The organism is Bradyrhizobium nanningense (assembly GCF_004114535.1).
Taxonomy (GTDB): domain Bacteria; phylum Pseudomonadota; class Alphaproteobacteria; order Rhizobiales; family Xanthobacteraceae; genus Bradyrhizobium; species Bradyrhizobium nanningense.
In genome coordinates, this window is the sequence record NZ_LBJC01000030.1 from 84,588 (window position 1) to 103,908 (window position 19,321).

Consider the following 19,321-nt stretch of genomic DNA (forward strand, 5'->3'; position numbering starts at 1 on the left):
CGGAGACACCCTCACCCAGCCCTCCCCCGCAAGTGGGGAGGGGGCGCACCTTCATCGGAGCGCGAACTGAGGCTCACACATCATGGGCCAAGCGTAGACGACAGCCTCACGCCACAGCGGCCGGGATCGGGCGCGGGCTCACGACGTATTCGCGCAGGACCTTGTCGTTGGCGTCGACCTCGATCAGCGCGACGTCGTAGGTCCAGAGATCGGCGAGGTGCTGCAGCACTCGCTTGGCATCGGTCTCGTTGAGCTGCGAGCCCTTGATGACGTGGTGATGCAGGATCAGGCGGCGGTCGCCGGAGAGATCGACGTCGACCACCTCGATATTGGCGTCGATGTAGCCGACATCATGCTGCCGTGCCAGTTCGCGGCGGACTCGGCGGAAGCCGCGGTCGTCGTGGATGGCGTCAACCCGGATGCCAGCGCGCTCCTCGGGATCGTCGTGCAGGTGGAACATGCGGAAGTGCCGCATCAATTTGGGACTCAGGAACTGCGCGATGAAGCTTTCATCGCGATAATTGGCCCAGACGTCGCGCAGCACGCCCATCACGTCATTCTTACCGGCGATGTCGGGGAACCATTCGCGGTCCTCGTCCCCCGGCCGGGTGACGATACGCTCGATGTCCTGCATCACGGCAAAGCCGAGCGCGTAGGGGTTGAAGCCGGAGAAGCGCGGATCGTCGAACTCGGGCTGAAACACCACATTGGTGTGCGAGCCCAGGAATTCGAGGAAGTTGCCGTCGGTGATGCGGCCCTGCTGATGCAGCTGGGTCATGATGCGATAATGGACGTAGGTCGCCGTCCCCTCGTTCATCACCTTGGTCTGGCTCTGCGGGTAGAAATATTGCGCGATGTGGCGGACGATGCGGAGCAGCTCGCGCTGCCACGGCGCCAGGCGCGGCGCGCTCTTCTCCAGGAAGTAGAGCAAATTCTCCTGCGGCAGCCCGAGCAGCTTGCGGCGGCGTTCGATGCTGAGCGCAGACCGGCTCTTCGATGCCCCCTTGGGCACGGTGCGCCAGAGGTCGTTGAAGACCTCTTCCTCGTGCTGGCGGCGGCGCCCTGCCCGCTTCTCCTCGGCGCGCAGATCGAGCTTCTTCTTGCCGGGATAGCGATCGATGCCGTGCGACATCAGCGCGTGCGCGGCATCCAGCGTGCGCTCGACCTCGATGCGGCCGTAGCGCTCCTCGCATTGCATGACGTAGTTCTTGGCGAAGTCGAGATAATCCAGGATACCGTCGGCGTCGGTCCACTGCTTGAACAGATAATTGTTCTTGAAGAAGTGGTTGTGGCCGAAGGCGGCGTGCGCGATCACCAGGGTCTGCATCGTCGCCGTGTTCTCCTCCATCAGATAGGAGATGCAGGGCGAGGAGTTGATCACGATCTCATAGGCGAGCCCCATCAGGCCCTTGCGGTAAGAGGCCTCGTGGAACGCGAAATGCTTGCCGAACGACCAGTGCTTGTAGAACAGCGGCATGCCGACCGACGAATACGCATCCAGCATCTGCTCGGCAGTGATCACCTCGATCTGGTTCGGATAGACGTCGAGCCCGAGATCCTTCAGCGCCACCTCCTCGCAGGCATCGGTGATGCGCTGCAAGGTGTGGAAATCCCAATCCGCGCCTTCGAACAATCGTTCCGTCATGGAGCGGCTTTCTCCTGGGCAGTTTCGCGACGCTGAAACAAATCGTGGAACACCGGAAAGATCTCGCTGCGTTCCGAGACCTTGCGCATCGAGAGCGGTGCGCCGCTGTTGCGCAGGCGCTCATAGAGTGTCCAGAGCGAGGAGTCGGAGAGATCGAAGGCGCTGCCGCCGGACTCCCCGACCTCGAGATAGGCAAAGAACTGGCAGATCGGCAGGATCTTGTCGGTCAGCAGGATGCCCGTCAGTTCGCCGTCGGAATAGGAATTGTCGCCATCGGAGGCCTGCGCGGCGTAGATATTCCAGTCCGACGGATTGAAGCGCTCGCGCACGATCTCGTGCATCGCCTGGAGCGCGCTGGAGACCAGCGTGCCGCCCGAGGCCGGGCCGTAGAAGAAAGTCTGCTCGTCGACCTCCTCGGCGCGGTCGGTGTGGCGGATGAAGACGATCTCGACGTGCTTGTAGCGGCGCTTCAGGAACACGTAGAGCAGCATGTAGAAGCGCTTGGCGAGATCCTTCATGTGCTCGGACATCGAGCCCGAGACGTCCATCAGGCAGAACATCACCGCCTGCGCCACCGGCCGCGGCACCGTCTCGAAGCGACGGTAGCGGATGTCGAGCGGGTCGATGAAGGGAATGCGCTTGGACTTCGCCTTGAGCTTTTCGAGCTGGGCGAGCAGCACCTCACGCTCGTCCTCGTCGGTGCAGGCGGCGACCGCAGCTTCCAGCTCTTCGATCTCCTCCTTGCGGGGACGCTTGAGCGCGATGCGGCGCGCCAGCGCGAGCTTCACCGTCCGGCTCACCGAGATGTTGGCGGGCGAGCCCGAGGTGGTGTAGCCGGCGCGCTGGATGCCCTCGCTCTCGGTCTGCGCGATCTTGCGCTTGGCGAGATCAGGCAGCTCGAGATCGTCCAGGAACAGATCGACGAATTCGTCGCGGGAGAGCACGAAGCGGAACGCGTCCTCGCTGTCGCCTTCGCCCGGGCCGGAATCCTTGGCGCTGCCCTGGCCGGAGCGCTGGAGATAGTCGCCCTCGACGAACTTCTTGTTGCCGGGCAGCACCATGTCGCGCGTCCCGCCTTCGCGGCGAAAGCGCGGCTCGTGCATGCCGTCGAGCGGGATCGTGACCTCGCCGCCCTCCAGGACGTCCTTGATGTCGCGTTCCTGCGAGGTCTTCTTGACGGCGCCCTGCACCAGGGATTTGGCCCGACGCAAGAACCGCTGGCGGTTCTCAAGACTCTTGCCGCCTGGATTCAGGCGCCTGTCAATAATGTGAATGGGCACTTTACCATTCGCCTCCCATCCGCCTCAACCGGCCTGCTTCACGCGCATATACCATTCGACGAGCCGGCGAACCTGACGCTCGGTGTAGCCACGCTCCACCATGCGTGCGACGAACTCGCCGTGCTTCTTCTCCGTCTCGCCGTCCTTCTTCGACCCGAAGGAGATGACCGGAAGCAGATCCTCGACTTGCGAGAATATCCTCTTTTCGATCACGTCGCGAATCTTCTCGTAGGAGGTCCAGGTCGGATTTTTGCCACCATTCTGGGCCCGCGACCGTAACGAGAATTTGACGACCTCGTTGCGGAAGTCCTTGGGGTTGGCGATGCCGGCCGGCTTCTCGATTTTCGTCAGCTCCTGGTTCAAAAGCTCGCGATCGAGCAGCTGGCCGGTGTCGGGATCCTTGAAGTCCTGGTCCTCGATCCAGGCGTCGGCATAGTCGACGTAGCGATCGAACAGGTTCTGGCCGTAATCCGAGTAGGATTCCAGATAGGCCTTCTGGATCTCGTTGCCGATGAACTCGGCATAGCGCGGCGCGAGATCCGCCTTGATGAATTCGAGATAACGTTTCTCGGTCTCCTCCGGAAGTTGCTCACGGCGGATCGCCTGCTCCAGCGCGTACATCAGATGCACGGCGTCGGCGGCGACCTCCTGCGGATCGTGGTTGAAGGTCGCAGCCAGGATCTTGAAGGCGAAGCGGGTGGAGACGCCGTCCATGCCTTCGTCGACGCCGGCGGCATCGCGATATTCCTGGACGCTGCGCGCCTTCGGGTCGGATTCCTTCAGGCTCTCGCCGTCGTAGACCCGCATCTTGCCGAACAGGGTCGAGTTCTCGTGCTTGCGCAGGCGCGACATCACCGAGAACCGCGCCAGCGTCTCCAGCGTCGAGGGCGCGCAAGGCGCCGAGGCGAGCTCGGAGCCCTGGATCAGCTTCTCGTAGATCTTCTGCTCTTCGGTGACGCGCAGGCAGTACGGCACCTTGATCACGCAGATGCGGTCGATGAAGGCTTCGTTGTTCTTGTTCGCCTTGAAGCTCGCCCACTCGGCTTCGTTGGAGTGCGCCAGGATCACGCCGGTGAACGGGATCGCCCCGATGTTCTCGGTGCCGATGTAATTGCCTTCCTGCGTCGCGGTCAGCAGCGGGTGCAGCATCTTGATCGGCGCCTTGAACATCTCGACGAACTCGAGCACGCCCTGGTTGGCGCGGTTGAGGCCGCCGGAATAGCTGTAGGCGTCGGGATCGTTCTGCGCGTAGGTCTCGAGCTTGCGGATGTCGACCTTGCCGACCAGCGAGGAGATATCCTGGTTGTTCTCGTCACCGGGTTCGGTCTTGGAGACTGCGATCTGGCGCAGCCGCGACGGCTGAATCTTGGCGACGCGGAATTGAGAGATATCGCCGCCGAAGGCTTCGAGCCGCTTGTAGCACCACGGGCTCATCAGCCCGGTGAGACGCCGGCGCGGAATGCCGTACTTCTCTTCCAGCATCGGTCCGAGGTTATCTGGATCGAACAGACTGAGCGGGCTTTCGAACACGGGCGAGAGTTCATCGCCGGCCTTGAGCACGTAGATCGGATGCACTTCCATCAGCGACTTCAGCCGCTCGGCGAGCGAAGACTTGCCGCCGCCGACCGGTCCGAGCAGGTAGAGGATCTGCTTGCGCTCCTCCAGGCCCTGCGCCGCATGACGGAAGAAACCAACGATTCGCTCGATGGTTTCTTCCATGCCGTAGAAGCCGGCGAAGGCCGGATAGGTCCGGATCGTGCGGTTCAAAAAAATACGGCCAAGGCGTGGGTCCTTGGCCGTGTCAATCGTCTGAGGTTCACCGATCGCTGCTAGCAGTCGTTCGGCCGCGTTCGCGTATTTCATGGGATCGCTTCGACACGATTCCAGATATTCCGCCATCGACATGTCGTGCTGGCTTCTCGCCTCGAACGACCGAGCGAAAGCGTTGAATAGAGAATCGTTGTACATGATCCCTCTCCGCGTGAGTTCCGCTACAAGCTGAAACGAAAGCAGTTACCGGACCGTTCCTCAGGCCGTTCGAATCAGCGTGAGCACATGACCATCATTGGACACCCTGGTGCCGACACGACGCAACGCACAACGTAGGCACTCGTTGAGTTACGAACAGGCACATGCCTGTAATTTGTGCGAATCTCTGTCTATATTGGCTCATTTCCAGGAAATGTCACTTGGTCGCAACATCCGGGCATTACCGGAGATGCGTTCATCCGGCGTTGCAGCATAGCGATCCGGGAGCGGCGATCTTATGACGCTTGTACGGCGAAGCCTCGAGCGCCGCGTTGGGGGTCGCGTTCATCTTCCTGCTGCAATGCGGTGCGCGGCGTGCTGGTCGCGTGCGCGTCGCGGCAAGCACGCAGGTGCTGCTGCAAGTCCGCACTCTTCAGCGGAAATTCCCGCAACCGAATCCCACGGCAGAAATTCATCGCCGATGCGGGGATCGCGGATGCCGAAGGGATTGACGACGACCACCGGGCCCCGCGCGGTGGGGAGCATCCAGATCAGCCGGACACCACGACGCCGGCATATCCCATTCGGCCGACGACTTTCTACGCAACAACCGCTACTGCCGCCCGGATCGCCATGATCGCGACGGAGTTACACTGGAGGGTATGACGCCTGTACCCTTGATTGGTTCCCTCCCGGGTGCATGTACGCTAGAGGATAGCGCGGCAGGACCGGCGCGGAAACCCCTCGCCCGCAGGCTTGGAGATAAATAAGCATCATGAATCCCGTCAAAGAACTGGAAAAGCACGGACAAGCCGTCTGGCTGGACTTCCTGGCCCGCGGCTTCATCGCCAAGGGCGACCTGAAGCGGCTGATCGACACCGACGGCGTCAAGGGCGTCACCTCCAATCCCTCGATCTTCGAGAAGGCGATCGGCAGCTCGGACGAATACGATGCTCCGATCGGCAAGGCGCTGAAGCGCGGCGACCGGACCGTGGCCGATTTGTTCGAGGCCGTCGCGGTCGAGGACATCCAGAATGCCGCCGACGTGCTCCGCCCGGTCTATGACCGTCTCAAGGGAGGCGACGGCTATGTCAGCCTGGAGGTCTCGCCCTATCTCGCCATGGACACATCAGGCACGATCACTGAAGCACGGCGGCTCTGGAAGGATGTTGGTCGCAAGAACCTGATGGTGAAGGTGCCGGCGACGCCGGAAGGCCTGCCGGCTATCGAGACGCTGATCGGTGACGGCATCAGCATCAACATCACGCTGCTGTTCTCCAGGGCGGTCTACCTCCAGGTGGCGGAAGCCTACATCGCCGGTCTCGAAAAATACGTCGCCGGCGGCGACGACCCCTCGCATGTCGCGAGCGTGGCGAGCTTCTTCGTCAGCCGCATCGATTCCGTGGTCGACAAGCAGCTCGACGAAAAGATCGCCCGCGCCAACGACCCATCCGAAAAGGAGCGGCTCGCCGCGCTGAAAGGCAAGGTCGCGGTCGCCAACGCCAAGGTTGCCTACCAGGACTACAAGCGCCTGTTCTCGGGTCCCCGCTGGGACAAGCTCGCCGCCAAGGGCGCCAAGCCGCAGCGCATGCTGTGGGCCTCGACCGGCACCAAGAACAAGGATTACAGCGACGTCCTCTATGTCGAGGAGCTGATCGGCCCCGACACCATCAATACGATGCCGCCGGCGACGCTGGAGGCGTTCCGCGACCACGGCAAGCTGCGGGACAGCCTGGAGGAGAACGTCGACGACGCTCGCCGTGTGCTGGAAGAGATGGAGCGCTCCGGCATCTCGCTCGACGCCATCACCGAGGACCTCGTCAAGGACGGCGTCAAGCTGTTCGCCGACGCCGCCGACAAGCTCTACGGCGCCGTCGCCCACAAGCGCGCCACCGTGCTCGCACCCGCGCTGGATCGGCAGCTTCTCTCGCTCGGCGCCGGCCTCGGCAAGGCGGTGGCCAAGAGCACCGAGGAATGGCGGGCGTCCGCCAAGATCCGCAGGCTGTGGCGGCGCGACAAGTCGGTCTGGACCGGTGCCGACGAGGACAAATGGCTCGGCTGGCTGGACAGCGCGACCAAGGCCGACATTGCCGATTACGAGGATTATGCCGGCCGCGTGAAGGGCCAGAAATTCTCCGACGCCGTCGTGCTCGGCATGGGCGGATCGAGCCTCGGCCCCGAGGTGCTGGCCGAGACGTTCGGGAAGAAGCCCGGCTTCCCGAAGCTGCATGTGCTGGATTCCACCGATCCGGCGCAGGTGCGCGCAATGGAGGCGAAGATCGACATCGCGAGCACAGTGTTCATCGTCTCGAGCAAGTCCGGCGGCACCACCGAGCCGAACGCGATGAAGGACTATTTCCATGAGCAGGTTGCCAAGGCGGTCGGTGCGAAGGTGAAGACCGGCCACCGCTTCATCGCGGTGACCGATCCCGGCTCGTCGCTGGAGAAGGCGGCCAAGAGCCTCCATTACGCCCGCATCTTCCATGGCGAACCATCGATCGGCGGCCGCTATTCGGTGCTGTCGCCGTTCGGCCTAGTGCCGGCGGCAACCGCCGGCATCGACGTCAAGACCTTCGTCAAGCATGCGCTCTCCATGGCCCGCTCCTGCGGGCCGGACGTGCCGCCGAGCGAAAACCCCGGCGTGCAGCTCGGCCTTGCCATGGGGCTCGCCGGCCTCGAAGGCCGCGACAAGGTGACGATCCTGGCGTCGGAGAAGATTGCCGATTTCGGCGCCTGGGCCGAACAGCTCATCGCGGAATCGACGGGTAAGGAAGGCAAGGGCCTGATCCCGATCGAGGGCGAGCCGCTGGGCGATCCCTCGGTCTACGGCAACGACCGGTTCTTTATCGACATCCGCATCGAAGGCGAGGCCGACGCCGCCCACGATTCCAAGCTCGCCGCGATCGAGGCTGCCGGCCATCCCGTGGTGCGCATCGTCATGAAGTCGATCGACCATCTCGGCCAGGAATTCTTCCGCTTCGAGATGGCAACCGCTGTGGCGGGCTCCATCCTCGGCATCAACCCGTTCGACCAGCCGGACGTGGAGGCGGCCAAGATCAAGACCCGCGAGCTGACGGCCTCGTTCGAGAAGACCGGCGCGCTGCCCAAAGAGCAACCGGTTGTCAGCACCGACGAGGCCGATCTCTACACTGACGAGGCCAACGCCACGGCGTTGCGCGCCGCCGGCGCCAACGGCGACCTCACCTCCTGGCTCAAGGCCCATCTCTCCCGGTCGGGCCATGGCGACTATGTCGCCCTGCTCGGCTACATCGCGCGCGACAAGGCGACGATCGATGCATTCCAGGCCATGCGGCTCGAGGTGCGCGAGAAACGGCATGTTGCGACCTGCGCCGAGTTCGGTCCGCGCTTCCTGCACTCGACCGGACAGGCCTACAAGGGCGGCCCCGACAGCGGCGTGTTCCTCCAGATCACCGCCGACGATGCCAAGGACCTCAAGGTGCCGGGCCAGAAGGCCAGCTTCGGCGTGATCAAGGCGGCACAGGCGCGCGGCGATTTCGACGTGCTCACCGAACGCGGCCGGCGCGCCCTGCGCGTGCACCTGAAGGGCGGGCTCAAGAAGGGTCTTGCTGCACTCAACGCGGCGCTCAACGACGCGCTGAACTAAGGAAGATTGCCAATGCAACTCGGCATGATCGGCCTCGGCCGGATGGGCGGCAACATCGTTCGCCGCCTGATGCGCCAGGGACATTCCACCGTGGTCTACGACAAGGACGCCAAGGCCGTAGCTGGCCTTGCCGCCGACGGCGCGGTCGGCTCCGCGACGCTCGAGGACTTCATCTCGAAACTCGAGCGGCCGCGCACCGCCTGGGTGATGCTGCCGGCCGGCCACATCACCGAGACGACGATCGACACGATCGCCGGCGTGATGCAGGAAGGCGACGTCATCATCGACGGCGGCAACACCTTCTGGCAGGACGACGTCCGCCGCGGCAAAGCGCTGAAGGCCCGCGGCATCCACTATGTCGACGTCGGCACCTCAGGCGGCGTCTGGGGCCTCGACCGCGGCTATTGCATGATGATCGGTGGCGAGAAGCAGGTGGTCGACCGGCTCGATCCGATCTTCGCCGCGCTCGCCCCCGGCGCCGGCGACATTCCGCGCACGGAGGGACGCGAGGGCCGCGATCCCCGCATTGAGCAGGGCTACATCCATGCCGGCCCCGTCGGCGCCGGCCACTTCGTCAAGATGATCCACAACGGCATCGAATACGGCCTGATGCAGGCCTATGCCGAAGGGTTCGACATCCTCAAGAACGCCAACATCGAGGCCCTGCCGGCGGATCATCGCTACGATTTCGATCTCGCCGACATCGCGGAAGTGTGGCGACGCGGCAGCGTGATCCCGTCATGGCTGCTCGACCTCACCTCGACCGCGCTCGCCGACAGCCCGCAGCTGTCGGAATATTCCGGCTTCGTCGAGGATTCCGGCGAAGGACGCTGGACCGTGAATGCCGCGATCGACGAGGCCGTACCGGCCGAGGTCCTGACCGCCGCGCTCTACACACGTTTCCGTTCCCGCAAGGAACACACCTTCGCCGAAAAAATTCTCTCGGCGATGCGTGCGGGGTTCGGCGGCCACAAGGAGCCGAAGCAGCCGGATGCTTCGAAGCCAAAGTAAGACGTAACAAGCGAAGGCCAACCGTTCGTGACAAAAGACCCGCAAGCCAAGCCCAAGCCGGAAAATTGCGCCTTCGTCATTTTTGGTGTCACCGGTGATCTTACTCACCGCCTCGTGATGCCGTCGCTCTACAATCTCGCTGCCGAGCATTTGCTGCCGGAAAAATTTTGCGTCGTCGGCGTGGCCCGCAAGGGCCAATCGGATAATGAGCTGCGCGACAGCCTGATGAAGGGCTTGCGCCAGTTCGCGACGCGGCCCGTGGACGACGACATCGCCAAGAAGCTGCTGGAATGCGTGACCTTCGTCGAAGCCGACGCAAAGGACCCGCCCTCGTTCGATCGCCTGCGCGAGCATCTGGATTCGCTGGAATGCGCGCAAGGCACCGGCGGCAATCGCCTGTTTTATCTGGCGACCCCGCCAGCCGCGTTCGCACCGACCGCGCGCGAGCTCGGGCGCACCGGCATGATGAAGGAGAACGGCGTCTGGCGCCGGCTGGTGATCGAAAAGCCGTTCGGCACCGATCTCGTCACGGCGCGCGCGCTGAACGCCGAGCTCTTGAAGATCATGGACGAGCACCAAGTCTACCGGATCGATCACTATCTCGGCAAGGAGACGGTGCAGAACATCCTGGTGCTGCGCTTTGCCAACGGCATGTTCGAGCCGATCTGGAATCGCAACCACATCGACCACATCCAGATCACGGTGGAGGAGAAGCTCGGCGTCGGACATCGTGGCGGCTTCTACGATGCGACCGGCGCGCTGCGCGACATGGTGCCGAACCATCTATTCCAGCTGATGTCGCTGGTCGCGATGGAGCCGCCGGCGCGTTTCGATGCGCATTCCGTGCGCTCCGAGAAGGCCGAAGTGCTCACCTCGATTCAGCAGCCGAGCCTGGAGGAAGCCTTAAGGAATTCGGTGCGCGCGCAATATCTCGCGGGGCACATCGGCGATGAGGAGATCCCGGACTATCGCAAGACCGAGGACGTCAAGCCCGGCAGCACCACCGAGACTTACGTCGCACTGAAACTCATGATCGACAATTGGCGCTGGGCCGGCGTGCCGTTCTACTTACGCACCGGCAAGGCGCTGGCCCACAAGCGCACGGAAGTTGCGATCAAGTTCAAGCAGGCCCCGCTCTCGATGTTCTCGGGCACGACGATCGACCGCCTGTCGCAGAACTTCCTGACCATCGGCATCGCGCCGACCGAGACCATCGAGCTTCAGTTCAACGCCAAGATCCCGGGGCCGAGCGTCACCATCGACGGTGTCGAGATGAAGTTTCGCTACGGCGACTATTTCCGGGCCGATCCCTCGACCGGCTATGAAACGTTGATCTACGACTGCATGATCGGCGACAACATCCTGTTCCAGCGCGCAGATGGCATCGAGGCCGGATGGCAGGCGGTGCAGCCGTTCCTGGACGCCTGGAAAGGCGCGGGCACCAACGGCATCGAGACCTATGAAGCCGGCAGCGACGGCCCGAAATGCGCCGACGAGCTGCTGCGGCGCGACGGGCGAAGCTGGCGGAAGTTTTCGTGATGGCCGTGGCGGGCCAGCCGAAGCTGATCGTCGAGGCCGACGCCGAAGCTCTGGCGCGGGCCGCGGCCGAACGGGTGATGGCACGGATCGCGGCCAATCCAGGCCGCATCGCGATCTGCCTCACCGGCGGCTCCAGCCCGAAGAAGCTCTATCAATTGCTCGGCAGCGAGGCTTGGCGCGGCAGGATTCCGTGGGAGCGCGTGCACTGGTTCATCGGCGACGAGCGCTTTGTCCCCGAGAGCGATCCCCTCAACAACATGGCGGTCGCGCGCGCGACGTTTCTCGATGGCAATGCAGCCTCGAGCCACATTCACCCGATTCCGACCGGGACTGAAACTCCCGAGGAGAGCGCCGAAGCCTATGCGCGCGAGCTGCATGCCTTCTACGGCTCTGAAAGCCTCGATCCGTCGCGACCGCTGTTCGACATGGTCCTGATGGGCGCGGGACCGGACGGCCACACCGCTTCGCTGTTTCCCGGCTTCCCGGAGATCGAGGAGACCGAGCGCTGGGTCGTTGGAGTGCCCAAGGCCAATGTCGCGCCTTTCGTGCCGCGGGTCTCGCTCACCCTGCCCGCTTTGGCGTCCTGCCGCGAAATGCTGTTCGAGATCGCCGGGCACGACAAGCAACCGATCTTGACGCGCCTCCTCAATGGCGAGACTCTGCCGGCGTTACGCGCGCGCTCGAAGGGTGAGACCGTCTGGCTGGTAGACCAAGCCGCGCTTCCGGAGGGCATTCGTGGCGGGCGTTGAAGCACCTTGTGGATTGATCGTGATGGGCGTGTCGGGGTCGGGTAAGAGCACGATCGCGGAAGCCCTCGGCCAGCGGCTCGGCTGGCGCTTCGAGGACGGCGACAGCTTTCATCCCGCCAGCAATGTCGCGAAGATGCGGACCGGCCATCCGCTCACCGACGAGGACCGCTGGCCCTGGCTCAACGCCATCGCCGACGAGATCGGGCGCGTCTGCGGTCGTGGCGAGCACATCATCATCGCCTGCTCGGCGCTGAAGCACACCTATCGTGACGTACTGCTGCGCGGGCGCGACGATGTCCGCTTCGTCTTCCTGAAAGGCACCAAGGAGTTGATCGCCGAGCGGCTCGCTCACCGCAAAGGCCATTTCATGCCGCCCGGGCTGCTGACGAGCCAGTTCGACACGCTGGAGCCGCCGGAGGCGGGAGAGCACGTCATCACCGTTTCGATCGACGAAACCGTCGAGGCGATCGTGGACGGCATCGTGCGGCAGCTGAAGCTCGGCGGGGCGAAGCGCTGAGGCAAAAACGTTAGGTCCTGTCATGACGCAAATCTCACTCGTGGTGTCCGACGTCGACGGCACGCTGCTGACCAAGGACAAAACCCTGACCGAGCGTGCCAGAACTGCCGTGCAGCGGCTGCACAAGGCCGGCATCGGCTTCACCATCACGTCCAGCCGTCCCGCGATCGGCATGCGCTTCTTGATCGAGCCGCTGGCGCTCTGGCTTCCCGTCGGTCCGTTCAACGGCTCCTCGATCGTCGACCCCGAGATGCGGCCGGTCGAGCAGCATCTGATCCCCGCGAGCGCGGCCGAGCAGTCCTTGCAGATCCTTCGCGCGTTCGGCGCCGACATCTGGCTCTTCACCGCCGACAAATGGCTGATCGACAACCCAAGCGGAAGATACGTCGCGCATGAGCAGCACACGATCCGATCCGACCCGGCCATCGTGACGGATTTCTCGCCCTACCTCGCAAGCGCCTGCAAGATCGTCGGCGCCAGCGCCGACGCCGCCCGCCTCGAGGCTTGCGAAAAGGCGATGCAGCAGGCGCTCGGCAGCGAAGCCACTGCGGTGCGTTCGCAGACCTATTATCTCGACATCACCCCGCCGGGCTTCAACAAGGGCACGTTCGTCGAGGCGATGGCCAAGCGCCTCGACATTGCGACCAGTGCCATCGCCACCATCGGCGACATGCAGAACGACCTTTCGATGTTCGCCGTCAGCGGTGTCTCGATCGCCATGGGCAACGCCGCCGACAACGTCAAGGACCAGGCCACTCACGTCACCGCGACCAATGAGCAGGACGGTTTTGCCGAGGCGATGGAGATGATCCTGAAGCGAAATGGGGTGGGCTGAGCTGGGCCGCGGGCTCTCTTAACCTCTCTCGCTTGCGGGAGAGGTCGCCGCGCAGCGGCGGGTGAGAGCTCTCGTCGCGCAGGGACGTCCTCAGTTATTATCAACAATCCCTGCGCGGAGACACCCTCTCCCCAACCCTCCGCCGCAAGCGGGGGAGGGGGCGCACCTCCGCTCTGGATACAGTCGCGACTAGCCATGTTGACTACTTCGACCGCTGCATCGCCGGCTTCTCGCTCTTCTGCCTTGCCGCCGACAGATTGTGCGCGGTGTTGATCAGCGCGATGTGGGTCAGCGCCTGCGGGAAATTTCCGGTCTGGCGCCGGGCGACTGTATCGTATTCCTCGGCCAGCAGACCGACGTCGTTCGCGATGCCGGCCACACGGTCGAGCAAGCGTTGCGCCTTGTCGAGATCGCCCGACAGCACGTGGGCATCGGCCAGCCACAATGTGCAGGCCAGGAACGCGCCTTCGAGCGGCTGCTGCCCCGCGGGCAATTCGCGCGGATCGTGCCTCAGCACGAAGCCGTCGCGCATCAGGCGTGTCTCGACCGCCGCGATGGTACCGCGAATACGCGGATCTTGTGGCGGCAGAAAACCGACGGCCGGCAGCAGCAGCACGCTGGCATCGAGCAGTTTCGAGCCATAGGATTCGACAAAGGCATTTTCCTCGGCGTCAAATCCCCTGTTGCAGACATCGCGATGAATCGCCTCACGCAAGGTACGCCAGTGCAACAGCGGCGCCTTGAAGCCGAAGGTCTCGGCGCTCTTGATGCCGCGGTCGAAGGCGACCCAGGTCATCACCTTGGAGAAGACGTAGTGCTTGGGCTGGCCGCGGCGCTCCCAGATGCCGTGATCGGGCCGGTCCCAGACCTCGGCGAGATGGTTGAGCACGGCGCATTCCAGCGCCCATGTCGTTTCATCGTCGAGCTTGAGCTTGGCCATGCGCGACTGATGGAAGGCGTCGATCAATTCGCCATAGACGTCGAGCTGAAGCTGCGCATGCGCGGCATTGCCGACGCGAACCGGCTTGGCGCCTTCATAGCCGTCGAGCCAGCCGGCCTCCCATTCCAACAGCCGCCGCTGGCCCCAGATGCCGTACATGATCTGCATGTTCGCCGGTGAGCCGGCGGCGGCGCGCAGCAGCCAATTGTGCCACGCCAGGGCTTCCTCGGTGTAGCCCGAATTCATCAGCGCCAGCAGCGTGAAGGTGGCATCGCGCAGCCAGCAGAAGCGGTAGTCCCAATTCCTGCTGCCGCCGAGCCTCTCCGGCAATGAGGTGGTGGGCGCCGCGACGATGCCACCGGTAGGGCCGAACGTCAGCGCCTTCAGCGTGATCAGTGAACGCATGATGAGGTCGTGATAGTCCCCGTCGCGGGTGCAATGGCGGCACCAATCCAGCCAGAATGTCTCGGTCTGCTTGAGCGCAATTTCCGGATCGATCGGCTTGGGCGGCGGCAGATGCGAGGGACCATAGGTCAGCACGAAGGGTACGGTCTCGCCTTCCCTCACCTCGAAGTCGGAGACCGTGGTAAGATCCTCGCCGCGGGTCTTCACCGGCGTGCGCAGCACCGTCATGTCCTGGCCGGCGATTGCCATCAGGGAATGGTCGATGCGCCGCACCCAGGGAATGTCGGTGCCGAAGCCGAAGCGGATCACGAGCTCCATCCGCATCTTCACCGTGCCCTTGATGCCGCGCACCAGCCGCACGATGTCGGACGCCTTGCCGCGCGGCGGCATGAAGTCGATCAGCGCAATCGTGCCGCCCTTCGTCTCGAAACGCGTTTCGAGGATGAGGGTGTCGCCGAGATAACGTCGCGATGTCTTCGTGACGTCCTCGCTAGGAGCGATCAGCCAGCGCCCGTTCTTGTTGGTGCCGAGGATGGCGGCAAAGCAGGCGTCGGAATCGAAGGCCGGCCAGCACAGCCAATCGATCGAGCCGTTGCGCCCCACCAGCGCAGCGGTCTCGCAATCGCCGATCAGCGCATAGTCCTCGATCCTCTGAGACAATGTCGTGCGAGCCTGAGATGCCCCGGCCGATCAACTCCCGCCGTTCAATGAACGTTCCCGCGTTGCCGCTCGCAAGGCCGTGAGGTCAACCTTGGCGGCGATCTTGTCGAGCGCGACGGGAAGACGCTGGCGCCAGTTTGGATGCTCATCGATCGTGCCGGGAATGTTGGGCTGGTCGATCACGCCGAGCAGATCCTCCATCGACACCGCGAGCAATCGCGACGGCGTGCGGGACAGGAAGGCGAGCACCGAATAGAGGTCGTTGGCCTTGATGCCGTTCTGGCGCAAAATCTCGTCGAGCCGGCCGAGCGCATCCCAGCGCGCCTGATCGTTCTCGCCGGGGTCGAGCCCGAGCGAGCGCTTCATCTTGAGGTCGCCGAAGGAGCGCCAGCCGGCATAGGTCGACAGATCATGCGTGTTCAGCGTGACCAGCGCATTGGGCCGGTAATGATCGACGTTGCGGAAATGGCCGGCTTCGTCCCGCTCGAACATCATGACGAGATAGGACCAGATGCCGAAATCCTGCATCATCTCACGGAAGCCTTCCGGCACGGTGCCGAGGTCCTCGCCGATCACGATGCATTTGTGGGCCGCGCTCTCGCGTGCCACGACGCCGAGCAGCGCCTCGAACGGCATCTGCACATAGGCGCCGTTGTCCGGCTTGAAGCCGCGCGGCACCAGATAGAGCCGCTTCAGGCCGAGCACGTGATCGAGCCTGATCGCGCCGGCGTGGCGCATCGAGGCCGCGAGCATGTCGGCGAATGGCACGAAGGATTGCGCTTCCAGGCCGCCGGCATTGAAGCCCGCAAGACCCCAGTCCTGGCCGATGGTGTTGAGCACGTCGGGCGGCGCGCCGACGGCGAGATGGCGGGAGATCGCCATCTGCTCGTTCCAGGCATCGAAGCCGTTGGACTGCACGCCGACGGCGACGTCGAGATAGAGCCCGACCCGCATGCCGAGCTGGCCGGCGAGCTCCTTGGCGGCATGCAGCTGGCTGTCCGCCGTCCATTGCGCGAATTCGACGAATTCGACCTCGCGCTTGTTGGGTCCATTGCGCAGCTCGGCGCACTTGGCCTCGTCCGGTTGCCGCCATTCCGCCGGCCATTCCCACCACGGCGCGGCGAAGCGATGGCGCAGCACCTCGAAGCAGGCAAAGCGCGACAACAACGGTGCGCGGGCGGCGCGGAAGCTGTCGAACGCCTTGCGGCGCGCTTCGCTCGCGCTCCTCACGAAGCTGTTGAACGCGGCGCGCAAGGCCAGCCATTTCAACGCCGCCATGTCGGCGTAATGCACGCGATCTCCTTCCCGCAGACGGGCGGCGGTCGCGGCCGCGTCGGGCACGAGATCGGCCGAGAATTCGGGAATGGCCTCGACGTCGATATAGAGCGGATTGAGGAACAGCCGGCTGTTCGGCGAATACGGACTGCAATCGGACGGGTGATCGTCGAACAGAACGTGCAGCGGATTGAGCCCGACGCCGTCGGCCCCGAGTTGCTTGGCGAGCCGGACAAGATCGGCGAGGTCGGTGAAGTCGCCGATGCCCCAATTGCGGTCCGAACGGACGCTGTAGAGCTGCACCGCGAGCAGCCAGCCGCGGTCGAAATCGCCGCCGAAGGCCCGCTCGGGCGCCACGATCATCGGCACCTCTTCCGTCACACCTTCCGCATCGGTCAGCGTCAACCGGTGATAACCGAGCGGCAGGCCGGCAGGCCAGGCGATCACGGGCTCGCGTGTCTCGCCTTGGGCGATCCTTTTGCCGTTTGCGATCAATTTCCATTGCAGCGGCGGCGCGCCGATGGCCGCCAATTCCGTGCGCGGATGTCCGAGCGCGCGAACCACAATCGGCCCGTTGACGAAGCGGTAAACCCGCTTCTCCGGCAGGGCGTCGAGGATGGACTTCAGGGCCACGGGGTCGGTGACCCGCAGCTTTCCGAGCGCGTCAATGAATTCGGATTGAACGCCCTTGATCCGGGCTTGGGCTAAGAGATCCATACGGCACGCAGCTTGCAGGCCACCCTTTTGCCGGGGGCATCGATTTTAATGAGGCAGCGGAGGACGTTAGTCTGGGTCAACTCACAAACCCTGCCTGCCGTTCCCAGGGGGAACTAATGACACACAAACGGCTTTCTATATAGGTATCAAGCGTAGGTTCCCGACAAGGGAAACGGGCCCCTGCTTTCTTGTCAATGGCATCACCGTGAACAAGACAATTCAAACTGTCGAAAGTGCCGCAGCCGGCAGCGCTTTCCTCATCGAAGACGTCTATCCCGCGATCGATTGCGGCCGCTTCGCCGTGAAGCGGATCGCAGGCGACCGCGTCGAGGTGTGGGCCGATGTTTACCGCGATGGCGACGCCGTGGTCGGGGCCGCGCTGCTCTGGCGTCCCGAGCAGGACCGGGACTGGCGGCGTGAGCCGATGATCCATCACAGCAATGACCGCTGGTCCGGCGCTTTCACGCCCGCGGAGCCCGGCCAATATGTCTATGCGATCGAGGCCTGGACCGACGAGTTCGCCACTTGGTCCCACGGGGTCGCGCGCAAGCAGCGAACCGGCGCCGATGTCAGCCTCGACGCCATCGAGGGTGCCGGCCTCCTGACCAAGGCGCATGGGGCGCGGCAGGCCGCCGCGGCAATCATTGTCAGACAATGCGAGGATTATCTTCAAACCGGCGATGTCACCTCGCTGCTTGCGACCGAGCTCGGCGATGCCATGGCCGAGAGTCAGTCCCGGCCCGACCTGACCCGCTCACAATCCTTCCCGCTGACCGTCGACCGCGACAGAGCGCGGTTTGGCGCCTGGTACCAGTTGATGCCGCGCAGCCAGAGCCGGATCCCCGGCCGGCACGGCACGCTCCGCGACTGCATCGCGCGCGTGCCCGACATCGCGGCGATGGGGTTTGACGTGCTCTATTTCACACCGATCCACCCGATCGGCCGCAGCCGCCGCAAAGGCCGCAACAATGCGCCGGCGGCAACCGAAGGCGAACCCGGCTCGCCCTACGCGATCGGAGCCGCCGAGGGCGGCCACGATGCGCTGCATCCCGAGCTCGGCACCATCGAGGACTTTCGCGCCCTGGTCGCGACCTGTCTCGAGTACGACCTCGAGCTCGCGCTCGACTTCGCCGTGCAATGCTCGCCGGACCATCCCTGGCTGACGCAGCATCCGGAATGGTTCAAATGGCGGCCGGACCGCTCGGTGCGGACGGCGGAGGGCCCCTATTCGGACATCGTGATTCCCGATTTCGCCTCGGTCGACCGCACCGGCCTGTGGAACGCCTTTCGCGACGCCATGCTGTTCTGGATCGATCAGGGCGTCACCATATTCGCCATCGACAATCACGACACCGCACCGCTTGCCTTCTGGGACTGGCTGATCCGCGACATCCGCCGCCGGCATCCGCAAGTGATTCTGTTCTCCAAGACGTTTGCGCGGCCAAAGCTGATGAAGGGCCTCGCCAAGCTCGGCTTTGCGCAGTCCTTCACCTATTTCGCCTGGCGCACCTCGAAATGGGAGCTGGAGCAATATCTCGGCGAGCTGACGCGCTATCCCGAGCGCGACTTCTATCGTCCGAACCTGTTCGTCAACACGCCCGACCTGCTGCCCTATCATCTCCAGAGCGGAGAAGCCTGGGCGTTCAAGTCGCGCGTTGCGCTGGCGGCGACGTTGTCGGGCAGCTACGGCGTTTACAGCGGGTTCGAGCTACTCGAACACGCGGCGGTGCCCGGCCGCGAGGAATATCTCGATTCCGAGAAGTACCAGATCAAGCAGCGCGACTGGGACCAGCCCGGCAACATCAAGTCCTACATTGCCGAACTCAACCGCATCCGCAACGACAATGCCGCGCTCCAGCAAACGGCGAATTTGCGGTTTCTGGGTGTCGAAGACAGCGAGACCATTGCCTTCGTCAAGGAGGCGGCTGAGCCCGCCAACACCGTTGTCGTCGTGATCGCAGTCTCGGGCAAGTGGCGCGAATGCTGGCTGCCGCTCGGCGACGTCACCGTTGACGCCGGCGGGCAGCGACACCATGTGACGACACTCGAAGATCTCCTCACCGGCGAACAGTCCCGCATCGAATGGGGCGGGATCAGGTTGCGTATCGACCCCGACCGCGATCCGGCGCTCTTGTTCCGCTGCCTGGCGTAAAGG

Annotated in this window: 12 protein-coding genes and 1 pseudogene; 7 read left to right on the forward strand and 6 right to left on the reverse strand. The window is 63.9% G+C overall.

Annotation, left to right across the window (positions count from 1 at the left end; translation table 11 throughout):
* Positions 1–106: 106 nt before the first annotated feature.
* The 4 genes and pseudogenes from XH84_RS25360 to XH84_RS41940 all read right to left on the reverse strand — a co-directional run.
* A complete protein-coding gene (locus XH84_RS25360) occupies positions 107–1,645 on the reverse strand; it encodes a SpoVR family protein (protein WP_128920135.1) in 1,539 nt (512 codons plus the stop codon).
* Positions 1,642–2,919 (reverse strand): YeaH/YhbH family protein, encoded by a 1,278-nt coding sequence (locus XH84_RS25365; RefSeq protein ID WP_206734143.1) that lies wholly within the window; start codon positions 2,917–2,919, stop codon positions 1,642–1,644. Before XH84_RS25365 ends, XH84_RS25360 begins: the two co-directional genes overlap by 4 nt.
* Positions 2,920–2,949: 30 nt before the next feature.
* Positions 2,950–4,893 carry a PrkA family serine protein kinase gene (locus XH84_RS25370; RefSeq protein ID WP_128920137.1) on the reverse strand — a complete coding sequence of 648 codons (1,944 nt, stop codon included), beginning with the start codon at positions 4,891–4,893 and terminating at the stop codon, positions 2,950–2,952.
* Positions 4,894–5,189: 296 nt separating this feature from the next.
* Positions 5,190–5,451: pseudogene (locus XH84_RS41940) on the reverse strand (hypothetical protein); the annotation flags it as partial.
* A 217-nt stretch (positions 5,452–5,668) separates the two neighbouring features.
* Between XH84_RS41940 and XH84_RS25380 the strand changes: the two are divergent.
* Genes XH84_RS25380 through XH84_RS25405 form a run of 6 tightly spaced genes read left to right on the forward strand, consistent with a single transcriptional unit; the run spans position 5,669 to position 13,169 of the window.
* Positions 5,669–8,518 (forward strand): bifunctional transaldolase/phosoglucose isomerase, encoded by a 2,850-nt coding sequence (locus tag XH84_RS25380; protein ID WP_128920138.1) that lies wholly within the window; start codon positions 5,669–5,671, stop codon positions 8,516–8,518.
* Positions 8,519–8,530: 12 nt separating this feature from the next.
* Complete coding sequence (gene gnd / locus XH84_RS25385; RefSeq protein ID WP_128920139.1) at positions 8,531–9,529, forward strand: phosphogluconate dehydrogenase (NAD(+)-dependent, decarboxylating); 999 nt, start codon at positions 8,531–8,533, stop codon at positions 9,527–9,529.
* A gap of 27 nt (positions 9,530–9,556) precedes the next feature.
* On the forward strand, positions 9,557–11,068 hold the full coding sequence (gene zwf, locus XH84_RS25390) for a glucose-6-phosphate dehydrogenase (protein ID WP_128920140.1): 1,512 nt from the start codon (positions 9,557–9,559) through the stop codon (positions 11,066–11,068).
* Complete coding sequence (pgl, locus tag XH84_RS25395) at positions 11,068–11,817, forward strand: 6-phosphogluconolactonase (protein ID WP_164936366.1); 750 nt, start codon at positions 11,068–11,070, stop codon at positions 11,815–11,817. Before zwf ends, pgl begins: the two co-directional genes overlap by 1 nt.
* The gene (locus XH84_RS25400) at positions 11,804–12,334 is read left to right on the forward strand and encodes a gluconokinase (protein WP_128920142.1); all 531 of its coding nucleotides are present in this window, start codon (positions 11,804–11,806) and stop codon (positions 12,332–12,334) included. The genes pgl and XH84_RS25400 overlap by 14 nt, the downstream gene beginning before the upstream one ends.
* Positions 12,335–12,356: 22 nt before the next feature.
* The gene (locus XH84_RS25405; protein WP_128920143.1) at positions 12,357–13,169 is read left to right on the forward strand and encodes an HAD family hydrolase; all 813 of its coding nucleotides are present in this window, start codon (positions 12,357–12,359) and stop codon (positions 13,167–13,169) included.
* 202 nt (positions 13,170–13,371) lie between these two features.
* Here the strand turns inward: XH84_RS25405 and XH84_RS25415 are convergent, their stop codons facing one another.
* Together XH84_RS25415 and malQ are read right to left on the reverse strand one after the other, a co-directional pair.
* Entirely contained in the window at positions 13,372–15,174 is a 1,803-nt protein-coding gene (locus tag XH84_RS25415; protein WP_128920144.1) for a glycoside hydrolase family 15 protein, read from the reverse strand.
* Between the two features lie 30 nt (positions 15,175–15,204).
* Positions 15,205–17,166: a 4-alpha-glucanotransferase gene (gene malQ / locus XH84_RS25420; RefSeq protein WP_128920145.1), complete on the reverse strand. Its 1,962-nt coding sequence runs from the start codon at positions 17,164–17,166 to the stop codon at positions 15,205–15,207.
* A gap of 205 nt (positions 17,167–17,371) precedes the next feature.
* On the opposite strand from malQ, the gene XH84_RS25425 reads away from it, so the two are divergent.
* Positions 17,372–19,318, forward strand: coding sequence for a maltotransferase domain-containing protein (locus XH84_RS25425; protein WP_128920146.1), 1,947 nt, complete (start codon positions 17,372–17,374; stop codon positions 19,316–19,318).
* Positions 19,319–19,321 lie beyond the last annotated feature (3 nt).